The following is a 17,503-nucleotide window of genomic DNA, read 5'->3' on the forward strand; positions in this document are numbered from 1 at the left end:
CGGCCCGACAAGCCGCTCTAGCCACGACAGCCCAGCCTGACCGGCCGCGTGCGGCCCTTTCCCGTATTTCCGATACCGGCCAGATTGACCTGGAAGGTGAAACTCGTATCCGGCGATGTCTGGTCGTAATCGCTGTAGCTCTGCTCGAAGGCGAAATCGTAATCCACGCATTCGGTCCGGTACTCGAGGCCGATCTCGGTCGAGGCGGCCCGGTCCAACGTCATGTCGTAACGCCAGTCGAGCGTCGTGGAGAGCCGATCGTTCACGTCCCAATCCGCCTCGATGGACCATTCCTGCGTTTCGTAGTAGCGGGACTCGGTGATGTTATCTTCCAGCCAGATAAAGCTCGTGCCGATGTCGAAATTGTCCCTGTCCCAATCGAGCCGCAGCTCGTTGCGGGAAAAAGCGAGATCATCGTCGAAAGTGGCGCGGTTGGCGATGGACAGCCGATTTGGAAGGTCGAACAGGACCTCGCCCAGCCAGTCGGATTTCGTTCCCTCGAAAATACCATAGCCGTCGAACTGGCCGAGATCCTCCGAGCGCAGGATGCGCCCAAAGGTCCAGCGCATGGACCAGCCGGTAGGGTCCGACCGTGTCCAGCTGATGCCGAGATTGGCCCGAAGCCCCTCTTCGCGTTCGTCGGCAGCGGGGAAGCGAGAGAGCGAGAACAGGTTGCCGGAGTCGAATTCCAGCTGGGTGCTCTCGTCGGTGGGCGTGTCCTCGTCGTTTTCGCGGCTCCAGACGAGCTGCATCACCGGTTCGATCACATGGGTGGCGCGGCTGCCCTGTCGAATCAGGGGCCAGCGCATCTCCGCCACGCCATAGGGGGCGAATTCGGTCACGGAGGAGTCGAAATTGCTGTCATGCGAGACCTCGGTGTGGTCGAGGAAAGAGCCGAGCTCGGTGCCAAAGAGCAGCCCCGCGGGGCCGACCCAGTTTCGCTTCCAGTCGACGGTTCCGGAGAGCCGGGCCACGTCGCGGCCGAGCACGTCCTCTTCGGATCGGCGCTGGTGGCCGTGAAGATCGAAGCCGAGGTTGAGAATGCCGCCGATTTGCGCGGGCACCAGCCGTCGGTCGAAGTTGATATCGGTCACCCGGTAGGGCTGGTACTCGTTATTGTCCTCCGAGCGCAGCGACTCGTAGAAGATGACCTCGGCCTTGAAGAGCTTGTCCTTGCGGATCCGTTGCACGGCCACGGCACTGTCGAGCCGGTCCTTGCCGGAATTGTAATCATAGTCGTTGAGGTAATCCTCGTCGCTCGCCTTTTCGATATCGAAGCTCAGGAAAAAGTCGCGCGGGAGGCTGAAATAGCCATTGCCGACAACATAGGCGCGCAGCTCGTCTTCGAGCAGGCTGTCATTGCTCACCGCCCCGTTCATCTCGAAATACCCGCGGCGGAAGGCCTGCCGGTAGCGCAGTTCCAATGTCTGCGTATATCCGGCCCCGGCGGAGACATAGGGCGTGAGCGTCACGTCCTTGCTTCGGCCCAGCGGAATGAAATAGGGCAGCTTGATCCCGGTGCCGAGGTCGCTGGTGTTGCGGATCGACGGCGTCAGGAAGCCGCGGGCGCGTTCCAGTGTCGGATCCGGCAGGCGGAGCTGCGGCGCATAGAAGACGGGCACACCCAGAACTTCGAAAAAGGCGTGATCGAAATAGATCTGCTTTTCTTCCTGATCGTGCACGACCCGTTTCGAGCGGATCTGCCAGACCGGGATCGGGCGTTTGGCGCAGACCTCGCAGGAGGAGGCGACAGTGTTGTAGAGCTGGTTGTAGCGGCCGGAGACGCGGTGCAGCTCCACAGCCGAGATCTGCAATTGCTGGTCCAGAACCACGCGGGCGGAGTCGAGCAAGCCCTCGCGCAGGTCCGTTGAAAGCTGCGCGCTGTCGGCCAGCACCACCGAGTTCGGCCCGTCCTGAAGGATGATCGGCCCCGCGATATCGAGGGTCTCGCTGTTCGGGTCGTAGGTGATCTGGCTGGCCTTGAGGTGATACGTGCCCTGCATCGCCTCGACATTGCCGCTGGCCACCAGAACGCCATTGGCGTCTATGGAAACACGGTCTGCGATCAGGGTCGAGGGCAGGGCTTGCGCTTCCTGCGCCGGTGCCGCCGACGCACCGCTCAGGACGGCGAGCGCCAACGCTGCGCCCGCGATATGGCGAACCCGGCTGTCTTTCCTCCTGCCCATCAGCCGTCCTCCGTGTGGAGCAGTAACCCCAGCGACATCAGGAACGCGATGGCCGGTGGGGCCCAGGCCGCCAACATAACCGGGATATCCCCGTTCTGGCCAAGAATCTGGGCGAAGTTGCGGATGAAGAAGGCGCCGAAGCCCATCAGCAAAGCCAGCAGGACCATGAGGCCGGTGCGGCCGAAACGGGTATGGCGCATGGTGAAGCCCGCGCCGATCAGCACCATGGAGGCGATGAAGAAGGGCAGCGCCAGTTCCATCTGGAACCAGACGCGATGGGTGCGCGCCGAGAAGCCGGCATTGTCGAGATCCTCGATGAAGGCCGGCAGATCCCAGATCGGCACCGAGGAGGGCGATCCGAAGCTGTCGCGGATCTGTTCCTGGGTCAGGTTCGAGGGGATATACAGCGTGTCGTGCAACACCGCGCCGGATTCCGGGTTCTCTTCCTCCAGCCACCAGACCTTCACATCGGTCAGGTTCCAGCCGGTCAACTCGAGCGCGGCCGACTTCGCGTCCGCCCGGCGCTGCGCCGTGCTGTTGCCGTCCTCGTCCGGCCCGAAGGTGACGAAGGTGACGTTGTAGAGTTCCGAGCCATCGTGATTGGCGCGCTCGGCATGGATGACCGTCTGCCCATCGGCATCGCCCTGCCGGAGCCAGAGCCCTTCGCGGCTGACGGAAAAGGTCGAGCCGCCCTTGCCCGAGAATTCTGCCGCGCGCTGCTCGTAGGCATGTTTGGTCGCGGCCACGATGGGGTTCATGATGACAACGCCGAGAACGCCAATCATGAAGGCGGCCATGACAGGGGCAATGATCGCCCGGATCGCCGAGCGGCCGGCGGCACGGATGACCACCAGCTCGGAGGTGCGCGCCAACGACAAAAACAGCGCCAGCGTGGACAGCATCACGATCAGCGGCAGGATGAGATAGAGAGTTTCCGGCACCGACAGGCTCGACAGCAGCAACGCGCCGCCAAAGGACAGCTCAGCGGCGTCGAACTGGCGCATCTGTTCGACCATGTCGAGCAGGATCATGAAGATGGCGAAGGTCGCGAACAGGCCGACGGTGATCCACAGGAATTTCCGGGCGACGTAGAATTGCAGCTTCATGCGGTCGCCTCCGGACGTTTGACACGTTTCAGAAGCGATGGCCGGCTGGCCATCCACAGCATGGTCGAGGTTGCCAGCACTCCGAGGAGACTGGGCAGGTAGACCAGCGGCCAGAGAGTGGCATCGCGCCGCGCGATATCGGCGGTGACGTTCTCGGCGGCCTGCAACAGGATGATCAAGGCCACCGCCAGCCCGATCTGCGGCCAGACGCCGAACCGGCTGAACCCGCCCAGCATCAGCGCGGAAAAGCCCATGAGGGAGACGATGAGCGGGTTGAAGGGCTGCGCGATGCGCAAATGCCCCTCGTAGAGGAAACGTGCCCTGTCGCCGCGCGCGCTGTCGAGGTCTTCCTCGGTCGGGTTGAACAGCGTCAGCGTGTCGAATTCCCGCAAGTCGCGCTTGCCGCGTCCCGAACTGGTCATCAGCGCGCCGACATTATAGGTGAAGCTGTCGAAAGTGGTGATGGACAGGCGCCTGTCCTGCTTGTCGAACGTGTGGGCCGCGCCGTCCAGCATGACCAGCTTGGGGCCGCTGTCATCCTGCACCAGGTAGGCCTTGGGCGCGAGGTAATCGGTGCGGGTGCCCTTGGTGCGGGCGTCGGACAGGTACACATCCCGCATTTCGCCGTCACGCTCGATGGAACGGATGTAGAAGGTAATGCCGCGGGCCGGATGCAGGAAACGCCCCTCCGTCAGCATCTGCGTGGCGATATCGGCCTCCAGTTCTTCCATCTGTTCGGCCATCTGGATGCGGCTGGTCGGCACAAGGAAATGCACCAGAACGGCCATCAGCAGCGAGGCGAACAGCCCGAAGATGAAAACCGGCCGCGCCATGCGCGAGGGCGACATGCCGACGGCCTGGGTGATGACCAGTTCGCTCTCGGTGGTCAGCCGGTTGGTGACATAGACCGAGGCGACGAAGGCCGAGATCGGCAGCACCATGCGCACGACATTGGGCAGGGTGTAGAGGGTCAGGGTGAAAAAGGTTCCCGCGGACTGGCCGTCGGAGAGAATCTGATCGAACAGGATCACCGCCCGGTTGATCCAGTAGACAGAGACCAGCACCATGGAAAAAAAGCCGAAGAGTACCATCAGCTGATAGGTAAAATATCGGTCGAATCTTCTCACGCTGCACGGCCTGTTTGACGGTTTCTCTTCGAGTTACAGAATTCGTCGCGGCGAAGGAACCTGCCGATTTCGGATTGCGTCAGTTTGCTTGGTTTTCCGCCGTTTTGAAGTGTTAATTTTCCTGAACGTTACACGGATGCATCTGCCCTTGGCGGATCGGGGGCGCTCGGAGGAACCAAAACAGTCCATGGCCGGAGCGCACCCGGCGCCCGCGCTCAGCCATCCCGGCCCCTCGGGCGCACTTCGTATCCCCGCTCCTCGGGCTCGTCATCGACCATTTCGGCGGGGAAGCCCGGCGCGCGGATGTCGAGGCCGGTGGCCTCTTCGAGGCGCCGGATGATGTTGGGCGACAGCTCCCGGCCGCCATAGCGCGCCTCGCCATCCTGAAAGATCCGGTTGAGCAGCGGCGAGACCTCAAGCGGCACCCCGTGCATCTCGGCCAGCGCCTGGAATAGGCCGATATCCTTGTTCACAAGGTCCATGGTGAAGGAAATGTCCCGCGAGCCGTTCAGGATCACCTGACTCTCGGTTTCATGCACGAAGGAATTGCCCGAGGAAATCCGGATCGCCTCGTAGGTCGTGGCAAGGTCCATCCCGGCCGCCTTGCAGGTGACCAGCGCCTCGCAGAGCGTCACCAGGTTAGCGGTGGCTAGGTAATTGGTCATCACCTTGAGCACCGAGGCGGTGCCGATATCGCCCGTGTGCAGAACACGCCGGCCAAGCGTGGTCAGAACGGGCAGGACGCGCTCGAAACTTTCGCGCGTGCAACCGGCGAAGATCGAGATATTGCCCGTATCGGCGCGGTGGCAGCCCCCCGAGACGGGACATTCGATCGCTTCGGCGCCCGTGGCCCGAACCAACGCGGAGAGGCGCACGATCTCGCCCGAATCCGTGGTGGACATCTCGGCCCAGATCTTGCCCGCGCCAAGCCCTTCCAGCAGCCCGTCGGGCCCTTCCATCACGGCGGCACATGCCGACGGGCTGGGCAGGCAGGTGATAAGAAGCTCGCAATCGCGTGCCATCTGCGCGGGGCTGTCGCCCGCCGCTGCACCGCGCGCAACGAATGGCGCCATCGCCGTGGCGTCCAGATCGCGCACCACCAATTCATGGCCATTGCGCAGCAGGCTGCCGGCAAGTTTGCCGCCGACATTGCCCAACCCGATGAAACCGATCTTCATGATTGGCGTCTCCCTGACTGTTTCTCCCGATCAAAGGGGCAATGCCGGCCCGAAAACCGCCTGTCTGCGACATCCGGCCGTCGCTGCGGCGGTATGCCAAGGAATGCCCAGAATTCTTTTTACAGCCTTGTCGCCAGAGGGTTTATTGGCGCCATGACACCCGAGACACGTGCCCCCCTGGCCGATCATCCCCGCCGCTTCGAGCTGGCCAATGAAATGCATGCGCGGCCCTTTCCCTCGCTGGATGCGCCTGCGCACGCGCTGTTTCTCGCGCTCAAGGCGCCGCGCGACGCGGCCGCGCGCGACAAATCGCTGGACCGTGCCCACCTGATCGCGCTGCTGGACCGCTTCGGGGCCGATCATCCGAAGCCCGGCGCGACGCATTGGTTCGGCGAGTTGGGGCGGCACAAGCTGAAATGGGAATGCCATACCGAGTTCACCACTTACACGCTCTTCATCGACGGGCTGGAGGAGCGCCCCTTCGATCCCACGGCCTATGAGCTGCTGCCGGCCGACTGGCTGGCCGAGGCGCCGGGCGCGCGGATGACCTCGGCGATGATCCGGATCGAGAGGCTGGAGGAGGACGACGCCGGAGTCGGCCTCAAGCTCTCCGAATGGTTCGTCTCCGAGAGCGTCGCGGCGGCACAGGTTCTGGACGACGCCGCCGTGCTGGCGGGCGATTTCCGCATCGATACAGCCGGTCACATGCGCTTCGCGGTGTTCGTGCGTCCCGATATCAGCCAGCGCCGGACCGGGCGGATCGTGCAGCGGCTGACCGAGATCGAGATCTACAAGGCGATGTCGCTGCTCGGCCTGCCGCGTGCGCGCGAGCTGAGCGAGCGGATGGGCACGCTCGATGCCCGCCTGACTCACCTGATGAGCGATCTGACCGGCGAGAACAGCCCGGCTGACGAGTCGCTGGACCAGCTTCTGGAAATCTCCGCCGAGCTGGAAAGCCTTCTGGCCAGTTCCTCCTTCCGGTTCGGGGCAACAGCGGCCTACGAGGCGATCCTGCATGACCGCATCGACGTGCTGCGCGAGTCTCGTTTCGAAGGGCGGCAGACCTTCACCGAGTTCATGACCCGGCGCTACGATCCGGCCATGCGGACCGTGCGTTCCACCGAGCAGCGGCTTCGGGCGATGGCCGAACGCGCCGCGCGGGCGGGCGACCTGTTGCGCACGCGGGTCGACGTGGAACGACAGGCGCAGAACCAGCGCCTTCTGGAAAGCATGGATCGCCGGGCCGACCTTGCCTTGCGGTTGCAGGAGACGGTGGAAGGGCTCTCGGTCGTCGCCATCAGCTACTACGCGCTGAACCTCGTCAGCTATGCCACATATCCACTTTTTGAACTGCTCGGCCTGTCCAAGGGGCTGGCCACCGCGCTCTTGACCCCGGTTGTCGTGCTGCTGGTCTTCATGATGATCCGCCGCATTCGAAAGGGCGTGCATTGACGAGACGTCATTACGTTTTTTTCGTTCCAACCTTGTCCTTTTGGGTAGGTCTCGGGAATTAAAGCGAAAATTGGGCTGTCGGTCGCATTGAGTTTTTGATCATTTGGTCATACCGAACGACCGAACCTGTCGAATGGCCCAAAGATCCTCTCATGTCGATATCCTCCTCTGACTCCTTCCCCGGTCTCTTCCTGCAAGTCGCCGCGCGTTTCGCGCAACGCCTCGATGGCAGGGTCGGAAGCGAAACCGAGATCAAAGCGCCCTATCTCGGGGTGCTGTTCGTGATCGGGTGCAATCCCGGCATCCGGCAAGGGCTCTGCGCCGATTCCCTCGGCTACGATGCGACCACGTTCGGCCGCTATGTCGATCGCCTGGTGCGCGAGGGGCTCGTACTGCGGGACATTCCCGAAACCGACCGCCGTGCGATCAGCCTGACGCTGACAGACAAGGGCAGGGAGATCGTTTCGGACTGCGCGCCCATGGCCCAGGAGATCGACGAGGAAGTCCGTGCCCGCATGGGCGGGGCGGAATGGGAAAAGCTTTCCGAACTGCTTGAACGTTTTCTCGACGTGTACGATCATCCGCTGCCGCAAATCCTCCGACGCGATCGGAGCGCCCTTTAATCACCCCAAGGATGGCCCGCATGCCCGTCAAGAACCGCCTGGCTGAGCTTCACGATGAAATCACGGCATGGCGGAGGGACCTGCACGCCCATCCCGAACTGCTCTACGAAACCCATCGCACCTCGGCTTTCGTGGCCGAGCAGTTGAAGGCGTTCGGTTGCGACGAGGTGGTGAGCGGTATCGGCCGCACCGGTGTCGTGGGCGTCATTCGCGGACGCAAGGACACGCAAGGCCGGGTGATCGGGTTGCGCGCTGATATGGACGCGCTGCCCATCGTCGAGGAAACCGGGCTGCCCTATGCCTCGCAAAACCCCGGCGCGATGCATGCCTGCGGCCATGACGGGCACACGGCGATGCTTCTGGGGGCGGCCAAGTACATCGCCGAGACGCGGAATTTCGACGGAACGGCGGTGGTGATCTTCCAGCCCGCCGAAGAGGGTGGCGCCGGCGGCAAGGCCATGTGCGATGACGGGTTGATGGAGCGTTTCGGCATCCAGGAAGTCTATGGCATGCATAACTGGCCGGGCATCGAGGTGGGAACCTTCGCCATCCGGCCGGGACCGTTCTTTGCCTCGGCCGATCACTTCCAGATCGAGTTGGAAGGCAAGGGCGGTCACGCTGCCAAGCCGCACGAGACGATCGACACCACGCTGATGGCATCTCATCTGGTGGTCGCACTGCAATCCATCGTTTCGCGCAATGCCAACCCGGTGGAGCAGATGGTCGTCTCGATCACGAGCTTCGAGACGTCCTCCACCGCCTTTAACGTGATCCCGCAAAAGGTCGTGCTGAAGGGGACCATTCGCACGCTGAAGTCGGAATTGCGCGACCTGGGCGAGAAACGGTTGAAGGAAATCACTGAAGGCACCGCCGCAACCTTCGGCGGTCAGGCCAAACTAAAATACTATCGGAATTACCCGGTAATGGTGAATTGGGCCGAACAGACAGAGTTCGCCGCAGCGGTGGCGGCCTCGGTTGCCGGAGAGTGCCGGGAGGCGCCGTTGATCATGGGCGGCGAGGATTTCTCCTTCATGCTCGAAGAACGGCCCGGTGCCTATATCCTCGTGGGCAATGGCGATACGGCCATGGTGCACCATGCGGAATACAATTTCTCGGACGAGGCCATTCCGGCGGGCTGTTCCTGGTGGGCGGAAATCGTCGAACAGCGGATGCCTGTGGGCTGAGACACCGGGCATAATTGCGCGGTCGGCTCTCGGCGTTTCGCCTGCGTTTCTGATGTTGGAAGAGGGGGCTTTGCCCCCACGCTCTTGCAAGCCTTCCCGCGGGATATTTGGAGAAAGGTGAATGGCCCGAACCGGCTTCCTCTTTTCCAAATGCCTCCGCAGGATCCTTCCCGCGCGGGCCATAACGACGACAAGCTCCAGATTGCAGATTGCCGCCGTTTCAGGCTCCGTTCCGGTTTCCAGCCGCGTTGATCAGCCGCCGAAGCGGTAGTTCAGGCCCAGGGTGACCGAGTGGTAATCCGGCGTTGCCTCGGTCGAGTAGTCGGCATTGCTCAGCTTCTCGTTGCCGTAATTGGTGTATTGGTATTCGCCCCGGAGGGACCAGTTGCCGGAGATGTTCCGCTCCACGCCAACCCCGCCGAGATAGCCGGTGCGGCCGTATTCCTCGGAAATGTCGCCGCCGGCTGCGCGATCGACCGAGTAGTCGAATTTCCCGTGCGATGCGCCTGCGAAACCGTAGAGCAATGTGTCGGTGGTGGCTTCCCAGCCAAGCGATCCGCGAAGGGAGACGGCATAGTCGAGCGTGTTCTCGCCCTCGCCGTCGTCATTGTCGAAATCGGCGCCGATATCGCCAAAGGTTGCGCCAAGCTCGACACCAATGATGGCGGGGTTCAGGTCCCAGCGATAGCCGGCCTGTACCGCAACAGACCCGCCGCCCATGTCCAGATCGCCGATATTGTCGGTTCCGGAAATGCCGGGGCCCTTCACGCCAACCTTGTCGTCGCCGGGGAAGTTGTAGCCGAGGCTGGCACCGATATAGGCGCCTTCGAATCCGGTGGGGCCGGAGTTGACCTCGATCAGCGGCTGCGGTTCGGGCGCGCTCGGCGCAAGCCCGCCAGCCAGGGCCGGGCCGCAGAAAGCAGTCAACGCGACCGCGAGTGCGATTTGCGATGTGTTCATGATGTTGCCTGTCGTCTTTTTTATCTTGCTCGTACAAGTGCGCCGGATTTGGTCGGCCACTTGCTGGCATCAGACGTAGAGAGCAGCGGGGGCGCGTCGCAAGCGACATGATTCGGCGGGCGGATCGGCGACTCGCAGTGTTGCCCAAATCATGCATTTTTGCCGTATATTTGTGTCAGGTGAAACGAAACCGGGGTGCTCCGTAAAAGTATAATAATTACAGATAGCTAGATTGCCCTCCCATGCGCAAGACCAGGCGCGCGATGGGCGCGCCTGGCGAAGCAGTTACTCCGCTGCGCGCAGGGGCGGCTTGCCGGCGGGGGAGGCTTCGCCGTCGGTTTGTTCGGGCGCGTTTTCTGCCCGGTCCGGTTCGGTCGCCGGTGTTGGAGCAGGCGGCGCGCTGTCTTCTGCCCCGGGGTCTTCCGGCAGCCAGATCAGTTCAGGGCTGTGAACACGGCGCGCCGTGCGAGTGAGGCGCGCATCGCGCGCGGCCCGGCTGCTGCGTCCGAAGCTCAACGCGCGCAAGGTGGCGACGCTGCGATAGGCACCGTCCCAGAACCAGACGCGCAAGGCGAGCAGGGCGGGGGTGACGATCAGGGTCAGAACGGTCGCGGTGCCAAGGCCGAAGACCACCGCCGTTGCCAGCTGCTTCCACCAGAGCGCGGTGGGGCTGTCGAGCGTGTAGCCGCCGTTGAAGAAGTCGAGGCTGATGCCCAGCATCATCGGCGTCAGGCCGGCAATCGTGGTCGAGGTGGTCAGAAGCACCGGCCGCAGGCGCTGCTCCGCCGTGCGGATGATCGCCTCGATCCGCGGCATGTACTGGCTGAACTCCTGGTAGGTGTCGATCAGCACGATATTGTTGTTCACCACGATGCCCGCCAGTGCCACGATGCCGGTGCCGGTCATGATGATGGAGAAGGTCTGGTCCATCACCAGCATGCCGATCAGCACGCCCGAGGTGGAGAGCACCACGGCGAGCAGAACCAGCACGGAGTTGTAGATCGAGTTGAACTGCGTCAGCAGGATGATGAACATCAGCCCGAGCGCGGCGCCGAAAGCCTTGGACAGGAATTCCTGGCTTTCCTGCTGTTCTTCCTCGTCGCCAGTCCACTGCCAGCCGATATCGGGGCCGAAGGGCTGTTCGTTTTCCATCCATTCGGTCAGCAGCGTAATGCGTTCGGTGGCGGTGATCGGGGCGACGGTCAGGCCCTGCTCGCTGATCCGCATCGCCGCGTTTGTCTGGGCGGTCGTGGCCGGCATGATCTCGACGATCTCGCCATCGGTGTTCACAAGCTTGACCAGCCCGGAGGTCACATCGGCCTTCACGTCGAAATAGCGCTGCGAGTCCACCCGATCGATCCGCGACAGTTTCGGCACCGGCTGGCGGGTGATGAAATTGGAGAGCGGTATGAGCCCATCCGGCGTGCGCACCTTGAGGCTGTCCAGCGTGGTCAGCAGGCGGTCCTGTTCGGGCAGGCGGACGCGGATGTCGATCTCCTCGTCGGAGCTGTCCACGCGCATCGTGTCGAGCAGGATACCGCGGGTGATAAGCTGCACCATCCCGCCGACAGTGGCGACATTGGCGCCGTAGCGGCCGGCCTTCTCCACGTCCACGTCGATCTGCCAGTCGATGCCGGGCAGGGGCAACGTGTCCTCGATATCGAAGAGACCGGGCATTTCCTCGAATTTCGTCCGCGCCGCAAGCGCGGCCTCGGTGAGCGGCTCCCAATCGTCGCCGGTCAGGCGCAGGTGGATCGGCTTGCCCGCGCCCGGGCCCATGGCGAGATCCAGCACTTCGACATAGATGCCGGGGATCTGGTCCAACTTGGTGCGCAGACGCTCCAGCACGAGATCGCCGTCCAGTTCCGGATTGTCCTTGCGGTTTTCCCAGCGGATCAATTCGATCTGGATCTGGCCGATCGTGTCGCGCGGGGAGGAGGCGCCGCCGGTATTGGCGTTCAGCCCGCCTTCGCCGGCAAAGGCAAAGACGGAATCGACGCCCGGCTCCTGCAGCGCGATCTGCTCGACCTGCGCCACGATCGCGTCCTTCTCGCCGAGCGACAGGTTGCCTCGGGCGCGGACATAGATGATCGACTGTTCCGGCTCGTTCTCGACGAAGAACTCGGTGCCGTTGTTGTTGTCGCCGAAATAGGTGAAGGTCGAGACGATGAAGAAGGCGACCGCGCCGACGGTGACCAGCGGCATGATCGGGTTGGCGGTGAGGAACTTGATGAAATAGCCGAAAGCGGTGCGTTGATAGCCGGCTTTCACCCGCTTGCGGCGCCATTGCGGCTTGGCCGCGTCGGCGGTGATCGAAGTTGCGAACGCGCCGAAGAAGAGGATGCCGACACCGGCAAGACGCGCCATGGTGGCGGACATGTCGGGCGACAGGAAATAGCCTGGGTTCAGCACCTGCATGGCGCCAACGAAGATCAGGTACATCGAGGGCGCCACCAGCGCCGCCCTGAGGATCCAGGGCCAGCGGCGCAGCGCTTCGGCGAGGTGGTGGAAGGAGCGTGCAAGCCGCCCGGTGATGCCGCCCACCACCGGCAGGAAGACCAGCGCCACCACGAGCGAGGCCGAGAGCACGAAGATCAGCGTGATCGGCAGCATCTTCATGAATTCGCCCGAGACGCCGGGCCAGAACAGCATCGGCAGGAAGGCGCAGAGCGTGGTCGCGGTGGAGCTGACGATGGGCCAGAACATCCGCTTGGCGGCCTCGACATAGGCGTGCATCGGCCCCGTGCCCTGCTGGATGCGCTTGTCGGCATATTCGACCACGACAATGGCCCCGTCGACGAGCATGCCGACCGAGAGGATCAGGCCGAACATCACCATGTTCGAGATCGTCACATCCATCGCCGCAAGGAAGCCGAAGCAGAGCAGGAAGGACGTGGGAATGGAGAAGCCCACCAGCAGCGAGGGGCGCGGTCCGAGTGCGGCCAGCACCACGATCATGACGAGGAGGATGGCGGTGAGCACCGAGCCCTCGAGCTGCCGCACCATGGATTCGACCTGCACCGACTGGTCGTTGGAGGTGCCGACGACAATGGCGTCCTGCAGCTCCGGCGGCCATTTGGCGCGTTCGAGCTGCACCGTCTCGCGCACCAGCGCGGCGGTGTCGATGATGTTGTAGCCCTTGCGCTTGACCACCTGCAGCGCGACGGTCTTCTCGCCGTCGAAGCGCGCGGTGCCGACGCGGTCCTCGAAGGTGAGCGAGATTGTCGCCAGGTCGCCCAGCGTGACAACGGAATCGCCGTTCACCTTGACCGGCAAGCCGTAGATGTCGCTCGTCGTATCGAAGGAGGAGGGGATCTTGACCGCGAAGGCGCCGGCATCGGCTTCGATCTCGCCGGCGGCGATCAGCTGGTTGTTGTTGACCACCGCCTGGATCAACTCGCTGGCGGTGACGTTGTAGGCTTCCAGCTTGAGCGGGTCGATGATCACTTCGACCATCTCGTCGCGGTGACCGGTCAGCGCGGCCTCCAGAATCGGCTCAAGCCCTTCAAGTTTGGACTGCAAGTCATTGGCAATGCGTAGCAATGTCCGTTCTGGCAGGCGGCCGGTCAGGTTGACGATGATGATCGGGAACTCGGAGAAGTTGAACTCCTCCACCGTGTAGTTCTCGGCGCCGTCGGGAAAATTGCTCTCGGCCTTGGTCATCGCCGCGCGCACATCGGCGAGCGTGGCGGACTTGTCCCAGCCGAAATCGAACTCCATCACCAGGTTGGCATAGCCCTCGACGGCGGTGCCGGTCATCCGGTCCAGCCCGTCGAGATCGGCCATCTCGGTTTCCATCGGCTTGACCAGCAGCTTCTCGGCGTCGGCGGCCGAGATGCCGGGGAAGGGAACGGAGATAAAGACGGCCGGGATCTCGATATCCGGCTCGCCCTCCTTGGGTAGGTTGATATATGTCTGCGCGCCGGTCACCAGCGCCAGAAGGATGATCCCAACTGCCATGCGCGTGTGGTGGGAGGCCCAGTCGACAATGCCTCTCATGGATATGCTCCCCTGCGCCGGATCACTGGCCCAGACCCTCTTCCTGATAGCTGACCTTGAGCGGAACGCCGTCGGTCACGTATTCTTGGCCAACGACAATCACGTCAATATCAGTGGGCAGCCCGGCGACATAGACGCCCTCGGGCGTGTCGCGCAGGAACCGCACCGGGACGAAGGCGGCGACCGGGCCGGTATCGGATTGCTCGACAATGCGCAGGCCGAGCACGCCCGCGTCATCCAGCGTCAGCGCCGAGGCGGGCAGCAGGTGTGCGGTTTCCCCGGTCGCGGAGATGGCGATATCCGCCGTCTGGCCGTCTCGGATGCGCAGGTCGGTGTTGGGAACTTCGATCTCGACCCGGAAGGTGCGCGTCTGGGGATCGGCGGAGCGCGACAGGAAGGTGACGGCGCCGGAAACCTCCGCTCCCGAGACGAGCCGTGCGCCGGCAGGCGCGCCCACGGTGACCTTGTCGACCTGCGTCTCGGGCACAAAACCCACCAGCTTCATCGGGTGGAGCTGGATGATGGTCGCGCAGGACGCCCCCGGTTGCATCAGCGCGCCAAGCTCGGCGGTGTCGGTTTCGAGCAACCCGGCAAAGGGCGCCTTCAGTGTGACGCGCTCCATTTCCTTTTCGGCCAGCGCCACCGCTGCGGCTGCGGCTTCGACATTGGAGGTGGCCGCCTCCAGCCCGGAATGGGCCGATTCGACATTTGCCTTTGCGGCCGAAACGGCGGCTTGGGTCGAGGCAACGCGCGTTTCGGAGGCAAAGCCGCCCTCGATCAGTTTCGTGGCGGCGCGGTTGTTGATTTCAGCCTCCGCCAGCAGCGCCTCGGCCTCGATGACCCGAGCCCGTGCGACCGGTGGCCCTGCCTTCGCCGAGGCCAGCAGCGCCTTGGCTTCGCTGAGTTGTGCGATGCGCGGTCCGGGATCGATCTCGCAGAGCAGGTCTCCGGCTTCGACCATCGTGCCCTTGCGCAGGGGCTCGGAGACGATCGGCCCGGAGGTTTCCGCGGCCACGACAACCTGGCGCGTGGCTTCCGTGCGGCCGCGCAAGATGACGGCGCTGTCGATGACCTGCGCGGTGGAAGCCATCGCCACGATCGATACCCTCTTGGGGCCGTCGTCGGTATTCTCGATTGTTTCCGCAACGTCACTTGTGGCGTCCGGCGCTGCAGCGGGCGCCGCCGGGCGACCGGTCTCAATGCCGGCAAATTCGAACACCGCGTCGCGCTCCATGATCAACATGTAGACCACACCGGCCACGATCGCCGCGATCAGGAAGGAAAACCACTTCATGAAATCCGCCTTTCCGGTCGTCGCAATTCGATAAACCTCCGCGCAGAGTTGTATTCAAAGCGGTTCGAAGGCAAGGGTCGACACCAAACAAATGTGCATCACCTCCCGTTCCGAGGCAATTGCCGGGACGATTTGCAGGTCTTGGCAATTGCAAGGGCTTCGGGGTAAGAGAAGGCGTTTTCAAGGCGCTGCAAATAGCCTGCAGATGCCATAAAGGCGCCAAGGCGCATAGAACGGGCAGGGACGCATGAGCGAAGCCGACAGCTTTATCGACGAGGTGAACGAAGAAGTTCGCCGGGAGAAGCTCTTCAGGACTTTCCGGAAATACGGTTGGATCGGCATTATGGCGGTGGTGCTTATCGTTGGCGGCGCGGCCGTGAACGAATACCGCAAGGCCAGCGCGACCTCCGCGGCGGAGGCGCTCGGGGATTCGATCATCGCAGCGCTCGAACTGCCCGGTGCCCCGGCACGCATTGGCGCGCTTGGCGAGATCGAGGCCGGTGGCGAGGTCGAAACCGTGATCGAGCTTCTGGTGGCAGCAGAGCAGGCGGCGACCGACGACCCGGAAGCCGCGGTGGCCACCTTGACCCCGTTGGCAAGCAACCCGGATATTCCCGCTGTTTATTCGGACCTCGCCGCGTTCAAGATCGTCCTTTTGGGCGGTGACAGCGTCACGCCGGAGCTGCGCGCGCAGCTCCTGGATCGTCTGGCCACACCCGGCGCGCCCTATCGGCCGCTGGCGCTGGAACAACAGGTGCTCACGCTCGCGGCAAATGGTGAGACCGAGGCCGCGATCGAGGCCGCAAGGGCGCTTTTGCAGGAGCCGCAGTTGACACGGGGCTTGCTTGATCGTGTGACACAGTTGATGTTGGCGCTTGGCGCCGAAATCGGGGATGTTGCGGGCTAGGACAGCAACCGCAACCGGAGCGGCGGCGGGGCAGTTGCCCTGCAAGCACGGAATTGTACGGGGGAACGAGCTGTGAGGGTACTGGGATCTGCGGCGGGATGGGCGATGATTGCCCTGATACTGGCCAGCTGCGGCGACGATCCGCCCCTTCCGGGCGAACGATTCGATGTACGCACGCCGCTCGCGGCGTCGGCAGGCGGCGAGACAACGGCGGCCGCGGTCGAACCCTTGCCCGAAGGCTCGGTCGTGCAGAACGATGTCGCCTTCTCGGCCTCCGCGCAGACCAACCCCTCAGAATGGACCCATCGCGGCGGCTCGGCCACCCACCGCATTCAGCATCCTGCACTCTCGTCCAATCTGACCAGGATCTGGACGGCGAGCATCGGGACAGGCAACAGCCGCAAGGCCCGTATCACGGCGGACCCGATCGTAGCGGGTGGCCGTATCTTTACGCTCGATTCGCGGAGCCAGCTGAGCGCGTTTTCGACCGGCGGCGCGGCGCAATGGAGCAAGGATCTTACCCCGGGCTCCGAACGCAAGAAGGACGGCTCCGGCGGTGGGCTCGCCTATGGCGGAGGCAGGCTCTATGTGACCTCCGGCTTCGGCGAACTGCATGCGCTTGATCCGGCAACCGGCAACACGATCTGGGTGCAGGCTTTCGAGGCACCTGTCGCCGGCGCACCGACGGTGCGGGACGGGATGATCTATGTCAGCAGCCGAGACAACCGCGCCTTCGCCGTGCGCGCGGATACCGGACGCCTCGCATGGCAGTTGCAGGCCAGCCCATCGGCCTCGGCCACGGTGAACGGCTCCGGTCCGGCGGTGGATGGCCGGATCGCGATCTTCCCCTTCGGCTCGGCGGAATTGCTCGGCGCGCAGACGGGTGACGGGACACGCACTTGGGGCACGACGCTTGCGGGCCGCCGTCGCGGGCGCGCCTATTCCCTGATCACCGACATCTCGTCGGATCCGGTCATCGTCGGTGGAACGGTCTATGTCGGCACGCCCTCCGGACGGATCGCCGCGCTCGACGCCAGCAGCGGCTCGCGGATCTGGACAGCGAACGAAGGCGCGTTGAGCCCGGTCTGGGTCGACGGGGGATCGGTCTTCGCGGTGAGCGACCTGCTGCAGCTTGTTCGGCTCGACGCTTCCAATGGCGAGCTCCTCTGGGCCGTGGACCTGCCCGGCTTCAAGAAGAAGAAACCGCGCAAATACCGCGATGTCTATGCGAGTTTCGGTCCGGTCCTCGCCGGCGGGCGCCTGCTGGTGGCCTCCGATGATGGCTACCTGCGCAGCTTCGATCCCCGCAACGGCAACCTCCTGTCCTCCGTGGAGATCCCTGGCGGGGCGGCGACCAACCCGGTTGTGGTCAACCAGACGCTCTACCTCGTCAACACCAAGGGGCAGCTGCTCGCCTACCGCTAAGCTGGGCGCGCGCGCTGCGCGCGCGCCAACGATCCTGCGGATCGTGCCTCCGGCGGACGACT

At 63.7% G+C, this 17,503-nt stretch carries 12 protein-coding genes; 5 read left to right on the forward strand and 7 right to left on the reverse strand.

The features are described from left to right. Positions 1 to 17 precede the first annotated feature (17 nt). The 4 genes from AX756_RS05420 to AX756_RS05435 form a co-directional block, all read right to left on the reverse strand. Positions 18 to 2,186: an LPS-assembly protein LptD gene (locus AX756_RS05420; RefSeq protein WP_068309430.1), complete on the reverse strand. Its 2,169-nt coding sequence runs from the start codon at positions 2,184 to 2,186 to the stop codon at positions 18 to 20. After that, entirely contained in the window at positions 2,186 to 3,292 is a 1,107-nt protein-coding gene (lptG, locus tag AX756_RS05425; protein WP_068309432.1) for an LPS export ABC transporter permease LptG, read from the reverse strand. The genes AX756_RS05420 and lptG overlap by 1 nt, the downstream gene beginning before the upstream one ends. Then, positions 3,289 to 4,419: an LPS export ABC transporter permease LptF gene (gene lptF / locus AX756_RS05430; RefSeq protein ID WP_082738949.1), complete on the reverse strand. Its 1,131-nt coding sequence runs from the start codon at positions 4,417 to 4,419 to the stop codon at positions 3,289 to 3,291. The genes lptG and lptF overlap by 4 nt, the downstream gene beginning before the upstream one ends. 215 nt (positions 4,420 to 4,634) lie before the next feature. Continuing rightward, the gene (locus AX756_RS05435) at positions 4,635 to 5,597 is read right to left on the reverse strand and encodes an NAD(P)-dependent oxidoreductase (RefSeq protein ID WP_068309435.1); all 963 of its coding nucleotides are present in this window, start codon (positions 5,595 to 5,597) and stop codon (positions 4,635 to 4,637) included. Between the two features lie 153 nt (positions 5,598 to 5,750). On the opposite strand from AX756_RS05435, the gene AX756_RS05440 reads away from it, so the two are divergent. The 3 genes from AX756_RS05440 (at position 5,751) to AX756_RS05450 (ending at position 8,856) form a co-directional block, all read left to right on the forward strand. Continuing rightward, the gene (locus AX756_RS05440; protein ID WP_068309436.1) at positions 5,751 to 7,049 is read left to right on the forward strand and encodes a DUF3422 family protein; all 1,299 of its coding nucleotides are present in this window, start codon (positions 5,751 to 5,753) and stop codon (positions 7,047 to 7,049) included. A 152-nt stretch (positions 7,050 to 7,201) separates the two neighbouring features. Then, positions 7,202 to 7,672, forward strand: a complete 471-nt coding sequence (locus tag AX756_RS05445) for a MarR family winged helix-turn-helix transcriptional regulator (protein WP_068309437.1) — start codon at positions 7,202 to 7,204, stop codon at positions 7,670 to 7,672. 20 nt (positions 7,673 to 7,692) lie between these two features. Further along, entirely contained in the window at positions 7,693 to 8,856 is a 1,164-nt protein-coding gene (locus tag AX756_RS05450; RefSeq protein WP_068309569.1) for a M20 aminoacylase family protein, read from the forward strand. A 252-nt stretch (positions 8,857 to 9,108) separates the two neighbouring features. On the opposite strand, the gene AX756_RS05455 is transcribed toward AX756_RS05450, so the two are convergent. The 3 genes from AX756_RS05455 to AX756_RS05465 form a co-directional block, all read right to left on the reverse strand. Next, positions 9,109 to 9,816, reverse strand: coding sequence for an outer membrane protein (locus AX756_RS05455; protein WP_068309438.1), 708 nt, complete (start codon positions 9,814 to 9,816; stop codon positions 9,109 to 9,111). 285 nt (positions 9,817 to 10,101) lie between these two features. After that, the gene (locus tag AX756_RS05460; RefSeq protein ID WP_068309439.1) at positions 10,102 to 13,815 is read right to left on the reverse strand and encodes an efflux RND transporter permease subunit; all 3,714 of its coding nucleotides are present in this window, start codon (positions 13,813 to 13,815) and stop codon (positions 10,102 to 10,104) included. A 22-nt stretch (positions 13,816 to 13,837) separates the two neighbouring features. After that, entirely contained in the window at positions 13,838 to 15,109 is a 1,272-nt protein-coding gene (locus AX756_RS05465; protein ID WP_068309440.1) for an efflux RND transporter periplasmic adaptor subunit, read from the reverse strand. A gap of 247 nt (positions 15,110 to 15,356) precedes the next feature. On the opposite strand from AX756_RS05465, the gene AX756_RS05470 reads away from it, so the two are divergent. Further along, a complete protein-coding gene (locus tag AX756_RS05470; RefSeq protein ID WP_068309441.1) occupies positions 15,357 to 16,016 on the forward strand; it encodes a hypothetical protein in 660 nt (219 codons plus the stop codon). A gap of 105 nt (positions 16,017 to 16,121) precedes the next feature. Continuing rightward, positions 16,122 to 17,441: a PQQ-like beta-propeller repeat protein gene (locus tag AX756_RS05475; RefSeq protein ID WP_068309442.1), complete on the forward strand. Its 1,320-nt coding sequence runs from the start codon at positions 16,122 to 16,124 to the stop codon at positions 17,439 to 17,441. The last annotated feature ends 62 nt before the right edge of the window (positions 17,442 to 17,503 follow it).

This window comes from Aliiruegeria sabulilitoris (assembly GCF_001558155.1).
Taxonomy (GTDB): domain Bacteria; phylum Pseudomonadota; class Alphaproteobacteria; order Rhodobacterales; family Rhodobacteraceae; genus Tropicimonas; species Tropicimonas sabulilitoris.